Annotated in this window: 13 protein-coding genes; 2 read left to right on the top strand and 11 right to left on the bottom strand. The window is 58.8% G+C overall.

The window, feature by feature from the left end; all coding sequences use genetic code 11:
• Positions 1–78: 78 nt before the first annotated feature.
• Entirely contained in the window at positions 79–2214 is a 2136-nt protein-coding gene (locus WEB54_RS09400) for a hypothetical protein (RefSeq protein ID WP_368055247.1), read from the bottom strand.
• A gap of 562 nt (positions 2215–2776) precedes the next feature.
• On the opposite strand from WEB54_RS09400, the gene WEB54_RS09395 reads away from it, so the two are divergent.
• Complete coding sequence (locus WEB54_RS09395) at positions 2777–2983, top strand: cold-shock protein (protein ID WP_368054109.1); 207 nt, start codon at positions 2777–2779, stop codon at positions 2981–2983.
• 54 nt (positions 2984–3037) lie between these two features.
• Here the strand turns inward: WEB54_RS09395 and WEB54_RS09390 are convergent, their stop codons facing one another.
• From WEB54_RS09390 to WEB54_RS09375, 4 genes are all read right to left on the bottom strand, one after another.
• Positions 3038–3772, bottom strand: a complete 735-nt coding sequence (locus WEB54_RS09390) for a response regulator transcription factor (protein ID WP_368054093.1) — start codon at positions 3770–3772, stop codon at positions 3038–3040.
• Positions 3760–4818, bottom strand: coding sequence for a hypothetical protein (locus WEB54_RS09385; RefSeq protein WP_368055245.1), 1059 nt, complete (start codon positions 4816–4818; stop codon positions 3760–3762). The genes WEB54_RS09390 and WEB54_RS09385 overlap by 13 nt, the downstream gene beginning before the upstream one ends.
• 121 nt (positions 4819–4939) lie before the next feature.
• Positions 4940–5350, bottom strand: a complete 411-nt coding sequence (locus WEB54_RS09380) for a hypothetical protein (protein ID WP_368054089.1) — start codon at positions 5348–5350, stop codon at positions 4940–4942.
• Positions 5351–5378: 28 nt separating this feature from the next.
• The gene (locus WEB54_RS09375; protein WP_368055243.1) at positions 5379–6962 is read right to left on the bottom strand and encodes an ATP-binding protein; all 1584 of its coding nucleotides are present in this window, start codon (positions 6960–6962) and stop codon (positions 5379–5381) included.
• Positions 6963–7143: 181 nt separating this feature from the next.
• Between WEB54_RS09375 and WEB54_RS09370 the strand changes: the two genes are divergently transcribed.
• Positions 7144–8043, top strand: coding sequence for a DUF4382 domain-containing protein (locus tag WEB54_RS09370; protein ID WP_368054085.1), 900 nt, complete (start codon positions 7144–7146; stop codon positions 8041–8043).
• A gap of 351 nt (positions 8044–8394) precedes the next feature.
• Here WEB54_RS09370 and waaA read toward each other — a convergent pair whose 3' ends face one another.
• Genes waaA through WEB54_RS09340 form a run of 6 tightly spaced genes read right to left on the bottom strand, consistent with a single transcriptional unit; the run spans position 8395 to position 13677 of the window.
• On the bottom strand, positions 8395–9717 hold the full coding sequence (waaA, locus tag WEB54_RS09365; protein WP_368054083.1) for a lipid IV(A) 3-deoxy-D-manno-octulosonic acid transferase: 1323 nt from the start codon (positions 9715–9717) through the stop codon (positions 8395–8397).
• Entirely contained in the window at positions 9714–10880 is a 1167-nt protein-coding gene (gene hemW / locus WEB54_RS09360; protein ID WP_368054081.1) for a radical SAM family heme chaperone HemW, read from the bottom strand. Before hemW ends, waaA begins: the two co-directional genes overlap by 4 nt.
• Positions 10877–11488 carry an RdgB/HAM1 family non-canonical purine NTP pyrophosphatase gene (rdgB, locus tag WEB54_RS09355; protein ID WP_368054079.1) on the bottom strand — a complete coding sequence of 204 codons (612 nt, stop codon included), beginning with the start codon at positions 11486–11488 and terminating at the stop codon, positions 10877–10879. The genes hemW and rdgB overlap by 4 nt, the downstream gene beginning before the upstream one ends.
• Complete coding sequence (locus WEB54_RS09350; protein WP_368054077.1) at positions 11485–11934, bottom strand: DUF4426 domain-containing protein; 450 nt, start codon at positions 11932–11934, stop codon at positions 11485–11487. Before WEB54_RS09350 ends, rdgB begins: the two co-directional genes overlap by 4 nt.
• 4 nt (positions 11935–11938) lie before the next feature.
• Positions 11939–12529 carry a methionine biosynthesis protein MetW gene (gene metW / locus WEB54_RS09345; RefSeq protein ID WP_368054075.1) on the bottom strand — a complete coding sequence of 197 codons (591 nt, stop codon included), beginning with the start codon at positions 12527–12529 and terminating at the stop codon, positions 11939–11941.
• Entirely contained in the window at positions 12529–13677 is a 1149-nt protein-coding gene (locus WEB54_RS09340; RefSeq protein WP_368054073.1) for a homoserine O-acetyltransferase, read from the bottom strand. Before WEB54_RS09340 ends, metW begins: the two co-directional genes overlap by 1 nt.
• Positions 13678–13704: the final 27 nt, after the last annotated feature.

The raw sequence follows: 13704 nt of genomic DNA, 5'->3' as shown, positions 1-13704 counted from the left end.
CAGCCGACCGAACTCTGAAGCGACAGCCATAAAAAAACCGGTGCCTGGCACCGGTTTTTAGCAGTTCAAAGCGGCTAGTTACTGGACGTAGCGCACCAGATAGGCGTCCATACCGGTGCCATACTGGCAATAATGGAAGCCATTGTGGTTGCCAAGAAGAGCACAGTTGAAGGTTTCTTCAGGCTGTTCTTCCCAGTCAGCCTCGCAGGTATTCCGCGAGCGCAGCTCAGTGGTGGTTTGTTCCATCATATTGCCGTCCTGTGTCCAGGTGTAGTTGGCCTGGTACAGCTCGCACTGGCCGGTTTCGTCCATTTCGGTGAACTGGCCGGTCCCGTTCGCATTGATGGTTTCAACACCAGAGTCGTACCAGGTGCAATCGACGTCCAGTGTTTCAGACTGATAAGTGCCTGTTGGCACGCTGAAATCTGTCGTCATTTTGCCCAGAGTGACATCGAACTTGGCTTCCCAGCCACGGTCGGTGTAGGTATCCCGGTAGCTGCCTTCCAGTGGCAGGGCTGCGGCTTGCAGAATGCCGGCGTAGGCCTCCACACAACTGCCAGTGGCCATCGCCATACCTTGTGCATTGCTGGCAACCATGGGCGATTCCATTGCCACCAGAGCAGCCTCGCCGAAACGTTCGTAATTAAAGGCAATGGCGGTGCTGCCGCGGGTATTGAGTGGCTCGCTGGCCATTGCATCGGCCGGTGCTTTGGCCGTATCGCCTGTGTAAACCACCAGGTGCTTGCCCTTGATCGCGGCGAACACTGGTTGTGGCACCATGGGCAGTGGGACCTGAACAGCCGTGCCATCTTCCGGAATGGTCACACCGGCCATGCCAGGAATGCTAGAACTGATCAGGCCGGCCAGTACGCTGGGGTTATCGGCACTCAGGGTTACCAGCGCAGACCCGACCAGGCCATACGGGCTGTTGTCGTCAGCTTCGATTCCGTATACCGCTGCACCCAAGCCTTTAACGCCCTGGGCCATGGCTGTTGCCATACCCAGCATCGCCGGGTTGTTCTGGCGCAGCGGTGCTACCGCATCGGCCAGTGCCTGGCACTTGTATTCGGCCCCGGTCAGTTGTGACCACAGAGCCGTGGCTACCGGCGCCAGGGCGTTAACGTCCAAACCCAGTGCGAAGGCCAGTAGCTTGTCGCTGCCATCGGTCGCATAGGCTGGCAGGCTGCCGGGTAAACGCGAGAGCTGACTGGTTAGATCGGTGTTGGTCAGCTCCAGAATCATGCCGATCTGTTGCGACAGGGTATCGGGCGTGGCTGAAATGTTTTCGCTGCCAAAGGCAAAGCGGGGCACTTGCCGGGCCAGTGCATAGCCTTCGGGGCCGCACTGGCTTTCAGCCAGGTAGGTGTCCATACGTTCGATTTCGTCAGGCATCAGGGCTTCCAGATCACGTCGCAGACGGCTCTTCGTGCCGGTCAGCAGCGTTGCGGCCACGCCATCGAGGTCGATATAGCCCCGGAAGGTTTCATCGTAGGCGTACTGTTCGCCCAGTGCGTCCCAATCGCCTTGCTCGGCGAGTGAGTCGGAAATATCCACCAAGCCCAGCCGTTCGGCCTGCAATGCATTGGTATCGGTATGGTTGAACAGGGTGATGGTCGCAACCCCCTGGTCGATCGCGATGGCTAGATCGACACTTTCGGCATCGCCTTCGGGGGTCAGTTGCCAGGTGCGTACTTCCACGCCCTCAATCTGCTTCAAAATTGGGGCCGCGCCGGATTCAAGAATGGCCTGATTCAATACGGCATTGAAGGCTTCGGGGTCTTCCAGTGCAAAACGGGCCACAGGCATGGCGCCATGCAGATACAGCGCACCGGCGCCTTCGGCTGGCAAGCCATAATGCGTTAGCAACTCGCTGTAACCGCTGGTCGCTGTGGCGAGGTAGTCTGCCAGCAATACCTCGGTCAGTCTGAGCATGGGGCTGTCGTCACTGCCCATGTCTGCCAGCAAGGTTTGCAGTTCGGTGATGTCCGACTGGTTGGCGAGAGCCCAGGAATCCATGATATCCAGGCCTTCAGTCGTGTTATGCCAGCCTATGAACAGGGCAGTGTCTGCCGGGGTCTGGCTGAGCAGGTTCTCCATTGAGTTATCGGACTGATCTGAGGAAAACAATCCAAACAGATTAAAAGCATAGGCACTGCTTACGCTGGCTACGGCCACAGTCAGGGCCAGTAGTAAACGTGTCATCATTCCTTTCATGTAAGGCTCCATTGGTGTGTAAAAAGGTCAGGGTGCTTTGCCCGGCGGCGCACCACAGCGTCCGTTCCTAGGCCTTTATTAACAAGGCAAGGCGGGACTCGCAAGGCAGTAATTGTAACAGGCTGCTTTCCCGGCTGTCTGCGTTCACCATCTTGAACCGGGCTTTGAAGTATCTGTTGCCATCAGGAATGTGAATGAGCGCTCAAAATGCGGGGCGATTGTTACGCCGGAAAGAAGCCTGAAGGCTTCTCTCGGGATGGTTTCAACATCATGAAAACCCCGGAAAAATCGGCTTAAAAAGTACTTTACATACGGAAGTCCTGGGCTAAAGTAAAGGTGTTAAAGATTTTCGCAATACTTATAAGCAAGGCCAGTTAGACGCTATGCACCGTGTGCTGACCGGACAGAATTGATCGCTCAATTCGTCAACGACAGTACAGACAAGCAGTTCCTGAACAGGTTGCGCGTAAGTAGACGTTATGATCTTTACCCGGCGGCGTTGGCCGGGCAAAACCGGCTCGACGCAGGCTATTTACAATCGCAACTGAAGCAGGAGAACGACATGTCGACACAAACCGGCAAGGTGAAGTGGTTCAACGAATCCAAAGGCTTTGGCTTTATTGAAGTGGAAGGCGGCAAAGACGTGTTCGTGCACTTCAGTGCCATCAAGGGCGACGGGTTCCGTACCCTGGCAGAAGGCCAGGAAGTGCAGTTCACGATTACCGATGGTCAGAAAGGCCCCCAGGCCTCTGATGTTGAACTGATCTGATCCCGAATCATCAATGAAAAGGCCGCTGTTTAGCGGCCATTTTCTGTATTACTTTTAATCTTCGGGTGTTAGCAAGTGCTCCTCAACCAGCAAGTAGCCTTTGTTGCGTACCGTTTTTATAGGGTCTTGTAACGGTAACTTGCTGCGTAGAGAAGAGATCAGCATGTCGATGACGCGACTCTGGCCGTCGTACTCTATTCCCCGCAGCGCATGGGTGATTTCATCTCTGGAAAATACATGACCTGGTTGGGAATGAAGAAGGGCCAGCAAATCAAATTCCGGGCCGGTTAAATCAAGGCTGTTTCCCCGGCAGAGGGCAACGCGATTACGCCGGTCCACTGACAGAGCGGGCGACTTGGTCGGGGTGGCGCCGTTTATGGATGCTTGAGAAGAAATGGCCTGATTGAATTCCCGGGCTCGTCTCAGGTTGGCGCGGATTCGGCTCAGCAGTAATTTGGGATCTACCGGCTTGGCCAGATAGTCGTCGGCGCCAATCTCAAGCCCCAGTATTTCGTCGAGGGGGTCATTTTTGGCGGTCAGGATGATAATGGGGTTCTTGTAGTCGGATCGTACCTGCCGGCATACCGCTAGGCCGTCCAGACTGGGCAGCATAATGTCCAGCACGGTTAAATCAGGCTGTTGTTCCACAATGTAGCGCCGCGCCGCCTCGCCATCGCTGATTACAACCACCCGGTAGCCGGACTCCTGCAAATAGTGCTGGGTCAGTTCAGCCAGACTGGCGTTGTCTTCGACCAGAAGAATATGGGCGTAACCGTCTATTTCCGCCATCGTACCCCCAGGCGGCCGTAACCGGTGGCATCGTTGTTGTCGTAGTGCTCGTAACGCAGCTCCGCGAGAAGGTCAAAGCCACGGCTCAGCGGATGTTCCCGGTGCAGGTAGGCGGCTGTTCTCGCCTCGGCGGCGGGACCATCGAGCTTGTGGGACGCACCCAAAACCCACTGTCCGGCATCGTGCAGGCTCAGTTCCGAGCCGAGACGATGAGTGGTCGCTGAAGGTTCATCACCCGCAGTGAAGCGGTAACGGTAGTTGAATGACAGTCGCACCGGCTGGTCATTGAACAGGTCGATGCCAGCCTCGCCAAGGTTTTCGCTGCCGCCACTGGCCAGCCAGCGTTGTGACAGGTAGCCGGAAAGGTTGAATGCGTGGGCCGGTCGCCATTTGGCGGTCAGGTTCAAACCCGGCTCCGCGCCCGCTTCAGTGAACCGGGCGTCCAGCGCCGGTACCAGGCGATAAGCAAACAGATCCAGCTCCAGCCCTGTGGTGAGCGTGGCGCTCAGGTCGCTGATAGCGGCGTCCGGGGAGTTAACGAATGAGACCTGCGCCTGCTTGACCCACTGGCTGAACAGCGGGTAGCCAAACAGGTTCGCGGCGGGCAGCCGGCTACGGTGCAGCACCCCAAGCTGGGTGTCGAACAGTGGCAGTGACTGGTTTTGGCCACGGGAATAAGCAGCGCCGGCTTCAACTTGCAGACTCAGGGCGCTGTCCTGCTGGTTACGCAGCAGACGCCTGGCTTTCAACTGCAGTAACTGCACATTGACACGTACCCGGGCCGGTAACCCGGCATCCGTCAACACCTCGCTCAGTATTTGGTTGGCGCTGGCGTAGCGTTTAAGCTGGATGTACAGCACAGCGGTTTCTACCTGCAACCGGGCCGACCCGGGGGTATCCCGACGCAGGTGGTCGAGCATGTCCAGGGCGTTAAAAACCCGGCCGCGGTCTCTTTCCGCCAGGGCCTGTTCGAGGCTGGGTGCCTGGTCAGCCCAGACAGTCAGCGAGTGCCCGCACAGCACAAAAAGCGCGAATGCGCGGACCATGGCTAAACACGATGGTTGAGTCGGTGGTATCGTTGCTGGGCTCATGAGTCACTGTTGAATCGGGGTTTGAAGGGGCCGGGCACGTTGTCAGGGTTGGGAGGGTAAACCAACCGGCGAGCGGCTACCAGTATTGGGAGCCGCCGGAATCGTCCTGACCATCCGCCGGAAGCCCCTGCAACAACTGCTGCAATTGTTGCAAGCGTTCCCGCCGTTCACTTCGGGCCGGGCCGGACAGCCCGGGTTCACCCGGGATCGTCAGCTCAATCAGCGATTGCAGCGGTACGGCCTTCCCGCCACTCAAGGTCGTGGCCTGTTCCAGCCAGAGCTCAAGCAGGCGGTCTATTTCCGCTGAGTCCGGATTCTGCTGAATCAGGCTGTCGAGCCGTTGTGACAACTGCTCGGCGCTGGTTGCGCCACCCAATTCCAGCACATCTTCCGGTAACTGGTCCCAGTTATCCCAGCGTTCGGCGCTTTCTTCTGCGCTGGCCAGGCTAGCCAGGGCGGTCAGGACAGTCATTAGCCAGTAACGCATGTTTCACCTGTGAGGTCAGTAACTGCGCTTACTTTAACGCATCTTGCGCTGCGTGGTGTTCATTATTTGTCTGGCTTTGTAAGGCTTGTGGCAGCTGCAACACGACCCGGCAGCCACCGCTGGCGCTGGCCGCGATATTCAGGGTGCCGTTCAGGTTGGTGACGATGTCACGGCTGATCGCCAGGCCCAGCCCGTGGCCCCGATGGCCAGCTTCGCGGGTTTGGTCGAGCCGGTAGAAGGGCTCGAACACACGCTCTCTTTCGGCGGCGGGTATGCCGGGGCCGTCGTCTTCAATGGCAATGTCAAACCGGCCTTGCGCGCCACGCCGGACACTGAGCGTGACCTGGCCATGGCCATAGTTAAAGGCGTTCGCCAGCAAGTTGCCGAACAGGCGGCGCAGCAGGCGTTCTTCCCCGGCGACCCTGAGTGGGCCCCGGGCCAGTTCCAGCCTGCACGCCAGACCAGCCGGATTGGGCAGGCTGTCCAGAACCGCAGGGACCAGGCTGGCCAGGTCGGTGACCTGGCTGCTGTCACTGGCGGGTTGATCAGCCAGACTGTGGTAGAGCAGCAGTTCCTCAATCAGCGATTCCATCTCGCCGACAGACTGGTGCATCTTGCCAACCGCGTAGGCCTGGCGCGATTCCGGCTTCAGCAGTTCCAGCGCAAACTTGAATTGGGCCAGTGGGGTTTTCAGGTCGTGTGACACGGCTTGGTTGATCTCCCGGTTGCGCTGGGCAAAGCGGACCAGTCGAGCCGCCATGCGGTTGACGTGCTGACCCATGGTGCCCAGTTCATCGGCGGGGTGTTCGGGAACCGCAACGCTGGACGGCGTGTGCTCGATAGCATCGACCGCTTTTATCATCCGGCGCATGCGCCGCTGTAAAGGCACCAGCGCGCCGTAGATGACCACGCCGACGGCAGGCAGCACGACACCGGTCAGCATCAGCAGCCCTAGTGGTGTCAGCCAGATAAAGGGTGCGACGGGCCCCAGCTTAAGGGCGTTACCCTGGCCCATGGGGATGTATATCTGGTGCTGAGGCGCGGTGAATGGCCGGTTCTGGCTGCTAATGACCGCCTGGCCCTGCTCCAGTTGACGCTGTTGCAAAAACCCGAGTGACTCGCGGCTGACCGACACCGGTGAAGCGGGCAGACCCGCGGCGGTAACCAGCGCTTGCAGCCGCGGGTTACGCTCGGCTGTGGGTACCAGAGACAGCGCATTGACCATCAGCAAGCCAGTGCCAACCAGCAGTTCGTCCCAGTCGGTTACCTGTGCTTCGATCAGCGGTGCCGATTCTCGGCCGGTTGCCAGCACCACCCGGGCGCTCTGCGACCACCACTGACTGTCCAGTGCGGGTTGCTGCTCACTGGTGGCCATGCGCCAGTCGGCACCGGTCAGTCGCGACAGAATGGCGAGCCAGCCGGTCAGGCGCTCGTCGGGAACGGCCCTGGAATTGATCTCAAGCAGAGTCGCAAAGGCGTGAACCCGCTCTGCGGTGTAATCGGCGAAGCGGTGCTGGTTGATCTGGTGCAGCACCAGCATCACGCTGACAGAGGTGAGCACCAGCGTCAGCAGAACCGTCAGGTAAATGCGGGTGAATAGGGAAAGCAGCATCGTTAACCTCGGAATAATGACGCCATGATGAACCGGATTTGATGACAAACTCAACGCTTCCAGACATTTGGCATACGTTTGCCAGACACAGCCGGCCGCCCGTTTCGCTACATTGACGGTGTCGAACAGCAGGCGCCTTGCCTGCTACTGATACCTATCCGAAAGCGAGGAGTGACCCATTATGACACTGCGTCAGAAACAACGGCAATTCACCACAGGGCCGATCAAAACCATAGCAGCCATGAGCGTAGCAGCCCTCGCTCTGGCCGGCTGCAACACCGACAGCTCCGGAACCATGTCGCTGGATATAACCGATGCCCCTGTCGATTCGGCGCTGGAAGTCAACGTGGTCTTTGACGGCGTTGATATCCACTCAGCCCGAGGCAATCTGATAGAGATCACCTACGATGAGCCCAGATCCATCAACCTGCTCGATTATCAGGGAGGTGCTACGGCGTCTTTGCTGGATGACGAGTGGCTGCCAGCCGGAGACTATCAATGGATCAGTCTGCGTGTGGATGCTACCAAGGAAGCGGGTGGCTCCAATATTCTTCTTGATGATGGTAGTGATTATGACCTTTATGTTCCGAGTGGGGATGAGACCGGCCTGAAACTGGTACAGGGCTTTACGGTGCCGGTAAACGGCAGTGTCGCCTTTACCATCGACTTTGACCTGCGTAAATCGGTTGTGGAAGAAGACGGCACGGGTTTCTACAAGCTTAGACCGGCGTTGCGCCTGGTTGACAACACTCAGGTGGGCTCGATTGCCGGGCCCGTTGATTCGAACACGCTCACAGCAGACTGCAGTGGTGCTGTTTACGTATATGAAGGCGAGAATGTCACCCCAGGTGATGTCGGTGGTAACGGGGTTGAGCCCATAGTTACAGCGCTGGTGGATACCGATGATTCTGGCGTAACCAAATTTGACTACAAGGTTGCCTTTTTGACTGAGGGTGATTATACAGCCGCCTTCACCTGTGGAGCGGCTCAGGATGACCCGGAAGGGGCTGACACCCTTACCTTTATTGATCCTCAAAATGCCAGTGTAGTTGCTAATCAGTCGGTAACCATTAACTTCTGACCGATCCGGCTAACGCCATGCAACACCCTGCAACCCGGCCATTGAGCCGGGTTTTTTTGCGTATAGGAATCGGGCGACCACGGCTTTTGGTACGGACAAAGGATCAGCGTCGGCGACCGGTGGCACCTCGGCGGGGAGGTCCGCAGCATGGACTAAAACGCTTGGAGCGTTTTAGCATGAGCGCAGCGAGCCCGAAGGGTGAATCCCATGGAGGGGATTCATATCATGCGGTCCAGGCTCCAGGGATGGATTTACGCCGACCCCGCTGAGGTGCCACCGGTCGCCGACGCGGCCCACAACCACCAAGGGAATCCTCCGAAAATTGAGCTTAGGATGCCGGTAATTCTAGATTTACCGATCCGAACTGATCTTTGGTGGCAAAGCGCGGCGCGACGGGTCGATGCCCGGATCGACCAGGTGGAGCTGACGGTCAAGCCATTGCTCCAGACGCTGCAGGGCACCCTGTTGGTGCTGGTAGAACGCATAGGCGCGCTGGCCGAAGGTGTCGCGCAGATCCCGGGATTTCAGCAAACCGAGCAAACGTTCTTCCAGTGCTTCGAGCGAGTCGGTCACGATGATGCCCTGGTCTTTTTGCATGGCGCTGATGATCGACTGAAAGTTGGTGTAGCTGGGCCCGACCAATACTGGCTTGCTCAGTGCCGCGGGTTCAATGGGGTTGTGGCCGCCACCGCCGTTGAAGGTATTGCCCATTACCGCGACTTGGGCGGCGCCAAAGAAAACCATCAGTTCGCCCAGAGAGTCGGCCAGGTAGACTGTGTCGTCTTCACGCGGTTGGCTGCGCTGGCTGCGGCGGCTGTAACTCAGTCCGGAGGCAGCGACGATATCGGCAACGGCCTCGAAACGGTCTGGGTGGCGCGGTACCAGAATCATCAGGGCGTTTGGCAGCATGGTGGTGATGCGCCGGTGCACTTCGAGCAGGCCTTCCTCTTCGCCGCCATGGGTGCTGGCTGCAACCCAAACCGGCCGACCCTTTATACCGCGTGCGAAGGCGGCGATGTCGCCGGTCAGCTTGCTGGAAATGCTCAAATCGAACTTGATCGACCCGGTGACTTCAATGTTTTCCGCTGCCACGCCCAGTTCCTGAAATCGTTCTGCGTCGGGCCAGTGCTGGGCTGCAATGCCGGTCATCTGTTGTAGCATGGGCTGCGTCAGGGCGCTGAACTGGCGGTAGCCCCGGGCCGAGCGTTCAGACAAACGGCCGTTGACCAGAAATACCGGCACCCGGTTCTGGTCGCAGGCGTTGATCAGGTTGGGCCAGAGTTCGGTTTCCATGATGACCAGCGCTTTGGGCTTCAGCCGGGGCATCAGTCGCCGGTAAACATGCGGATAATCCCAGGGCAGGTAGGCATGGTGGACTTTGTCGCCAAACAGGGCTTTTACGGTATCGCTACCGGTGGGGGTCATGGTGGTCACAATCACCGGAATGTCGGGGTGGCGGGCCAGCCAGCGTTCGACAAAGGGCCGGGCGGCAATGGTCTCCCCCACACTGACGCTGTGCAGCCAGAGCGCGCCCTCCGGCATGGTCGGCCAATGCCCGAAACGCTCGCGCCAGCGCTGGCGGTAACCCGGCAGCTTTCGCCCGCGCAGCCACAGACGCAGCAGCAGGGCAGGCGTCAGGGTGTAGAGCAAGACGGTAAATAGCAGTCGAGTCATGTCAGCCAATGCGCCAGTAGGTCATTCAAGTATAGGAAACCCTGGTCGGTTGTGCGCAATGAGCCGTGCTCCCATTCCAGCATGCCCGTGTCACGCAATCGAACCAGGGTGGGCTCAATAGCGGACCAGGCGACACCGGTAGCCGGGCTGAATTCCTCGGCCGGGCGGCCTTCAACCAGGCGCAGGGTGTTGATGAAATAATCAAACGGCCGGTCTTCAACGGCCACTCTTTCTTCGTGGCGAATCAGTAACCGGTCGCGGTTCAAATAGTCTTTCGGTAATCGCGTTTTGCGGGTGCGAACAATGTCGAACGGGTCGGTGCGGGTGAGCTTGCCATGGGCACCGGGGCCGATGCCGAGGTAGTCGCCATAGCCCCAATAGTTCAGGTTGTGCTGGCAGCGTTTGCCGGGGCGGGCATAGGCCGAGACTTCGTATTGGGCGAAGCCGGCGGCGGCCAGCTTTGCCTGGCCAGCTTCCTGAATGGCCCAGAGGGTATCGTCTTCGGGCAGTACCGGCGGCTTTCGGTAGAACTCGGTGTTCGGTTCGATGGTCAGCTGATACCAGCTCAGGTGGCTTGGGTCCAGGGCGATGGCCTGGTCCAGATCGGCCAGGGCATCGGCTTCGGTCTGGTCGGGCAGGCCGTGCATCAGATCCAGGTTGAAATTGTCGAAGCCGGCTGCCCGGGCCCGGTCGCCCGCATGGAGGGCTTGATGGCGATCATGAATACGGCCAAGGCGTTGCAGATGGACATCGTTGAAGCTCTGGATGCCAATCGACAGGCGGTTAACCCCAGCATCCCGAAAACCGCGAAAATGCGATTCATCGACGGTGCCCGGGTTGGCCTCCAGGGTGATTTCACAGTCAGGGCCGAAGCCGATGCGGCGGTCCAGTGCAGTAAGAATCCGGCCAATGGCTGAAGGTGACAGCAGGCTGGGCGTTCCGCCACCGAAGAAAACACTGCGCAATGGCCGACCCTGGGCCAGCGGAGCATCCTGTTCCAGATCTTCAAATAAACGGGCCAGATAGTCTGCTTCGGGAATCTGGTTTGGATCCAGCGCGTGCGAGTTAAAATCGCAGTAGGGGCATTTGCGCACGCACCAGGGCACATGCACGTAGGCTGACAAGGGAGGCAGAGCGCTTAGCGGTACTTTGATTTCAGTCATTGCGCCAGCAAAGCTTGCAGCCGGGGCATAAAAGCGGCTATGGCCTGGCCGCGATGCGACAGGCGGTTTTTCAGCGTCGATTCCATTTGGGCGGCGGTGCAGTCTTGTTCTGGCAGGTAAAACACCGGGTCATAGCCGAAGCCACCGGTACCCACGCGTTCGGTAAGGATACGGCCGTCCCAGCGGCCCTCGGCAATCAGTGGTGTCGGGTCGTTGGCATGGCGAACGAAGGCCAGCAGGCAGTAATAGTGAGCACTGCGTTCAACGTCCGGCACACCCTCCAGCCGGGTTAATAAATAATCGATGTTGGCGCTGTCGCCGGATTCACCTCCGGCCCGGGCCGAGAAACGGGCACTGTAAATGCCGGGCTCACCGTTCAGGGCATCGACCACTACACCTGAATCATCGGCCAGAGCTGGCAGGCCGGTGGCCGCTGCTGCATGGCGCGCCTTGAGAATGGCATTTTCGATGAAGCTCAGACCGGTCTCATCGGCATCGCTGACGCCGAATTCTCCCTGGGGGCGAACGTTAATAGAAAGCGGTTCGAGCAGGCGGCTGAATTCAGCCAGTTTGCCGGCATTGCCGGATGCGAGGACCCACTGGCTCATGCGTCTTCCTCCCAGAGTTCCTGGCTGAAGCTGAATTCAAAATCGCGTTCGCCGGGAATGCTGACGACGATGTCGAACCAGAGCACTTCGCGGTCATCGAAGGACACCGAGCCAATAAAATACCGGGCGTTTTGTTCTTCGATCACACGCATTTCCAGCCGATTGCTTTGCCCCAGTAGGTTGCGCACCCGTACCCTAACCTCGGCATTCGGAACCGGTACTGCAACGTCGTTGCGCCGTTGTTCCAGTACCGACAGGTTCAGTAGCGCCCGCTGACCGGAGCGGACCAAGCCGTATTGCCCGGCAATTTCCGGCGTCAGCATGGTGCTGTTGAGCGCGATGTAATGCAGTTCGTAACCATTGAAGGTGACTTTCTGGTCGGCCTGGGCGGTGCTGAACAGCAGCATCAGGCCCAGTATAAAGGCGGTGCTGTATCTGACTATCATGGGGTCACCGTGTTATATGGTAGAGCGCGATTTCGCCCAGCAAGTTGGGCATGAGATTGATTTTCCAGTTGGCCTGATGGTTGCGGTCCACCACCGTGCGTTCCAGTATTTTAATGTTTCGCTCCCGACATAACACCTCGAAGTCGCGAAAGGTGAAGAAGTGAATGTTGGGTGTGTCATACCAGGTGTACGGCAGGTTTTCCGAGACCGGCATGCGCCCGCGCAACGCAAGGTAGGAGCGCACCGTCCAGTGGCCGAAGTTGGGGAAGGTGACAATGGCCTGCTTGCCGATGCGCAACATGTCTTCAACAATGCGGTCCGGCTTGTGCGTCTGCTGCAGCGACTGGGTCATGATTACGGTGTCGAAGCTCTGGTCGTCGATGTCATCCAGGCCTTCGTTCAGATCCTGATGGATCACGTCTACACCCTGGCGTACGCAGGCCAGAATGTTCTGGGTATCGATCTCCATGCCGTAACCGGTGACTTGTTTGCGCTGGCGTAGCAGGGCCAGCAGGCTGCCATCGCCGCAACCCAGGTCAAGCACGTGGCTGCCGTTGGTGACCCAGCGTTCTATGTAGTCCAGATCCGGGCGCATCAGGCGGTCCCTCCGTTGGCCAGTGAGCCGAGAAAGCCCTCAAGCAACGCTACGTATTCAGGAATCGGGAACAGGAAGGCGTCGTGGCCCTGAGGCGCGTCGATTTCCAGGTAGCTGACCTGGCGGCGGGCTCTAGTTAGGGCGCGTACCAGTTCCTCGCTGCGTTCCGGTGCGAAGCGCCAGTCGGTGCTGAACGAGGCCACTAGAAAACGGCAGTGAGCCTGGCTCAGACAGCGGGCCAGGTCACCTTCGTAGTCGCCGGCGGGGTCGAAGTAATCCAGCGACTTGGTCATCAGCAGGTAGGTGTTGGCATCGAACTGGTCCGAGAAGTTTTCGCCCTGGTGGCGCAGGTAAGACTCGACTTCGAAATCAGCATCAAAGTTGAAGTTCAGTTTGCCGGTGCGCAGGTCGCGCCCGAATTTCTCGCGCATACTGCTGTCGGATAAATAGGTGATATGCCCAAGCATCCGCGCCAGCATCAGGCCGCGTTTTGGCCGTGTATCGTGGTCGAAATAACGGCCCTGGTGGAAATCCGGGTCGCTGACAATGGCCTGGCGCGCCACTTCGTTGAAGGCGATGTTCTGGGCGCTCAGTTTCGGCGCCGCGGCAATGACGGCGCAACCTTTCAGCCGGTCCGGGTAGTCGATCGACCAGCGCAGTGCCTGCATGCCACCTAGGCTGCCGCCAATGACCGCATGCCAGCATTCTATGCCGAGGCGATTGGCCAGGCGGGCCTGGCTTTTGACCCAGTCGCGCACCGCCATGATTGGAAAGTCGGGGCCATAGGGGCGGCCGGTCTCCGGGTCCTGACTCATCGGGCCGGTGGAGCCGTGACAGCCGCCCAGGTTGTTCAGGCTGACCACAAAATAACGATTAGTATCGATCGCCTTGCCGGGCCCGATGCAGGCATCCCACCAGCCCGGCTTGCGGTCTTCAAGGCTGTGGTAACCGGCGGCATGGTGATGCCCGCTCAGCGCATGGCAGATCAGAATAGCGTTGGAGGCATCGGCGTTCAGGGTGCCGTAGGTCTCGTACACCAGGGTGTAATCCGACAGGCTGCGCCCGCTGCGCAGCGGGAGTGCTTCGTCAAAAAAGGCCGACTGCGGCTGAATCAGCCCGACGCTGTCGGCAGGTATGTCTGTTGGCATCTATGACTTCCCGGGAGACCGGCCAGA

The organism is Saccharospirillum sp., from assembly GCF_040881935.1.
Taxonomy (GTDB): Bacteria; Pseudomonadota; Gammaproteobacteria; order Pseudomonadales; family Natronospirillaceae; genus Saccharospirillum.
Note: the sequence above shows the minus strand (reverse complement) of the source record. Positions and strands in the feature narration are given on the sequence as shown.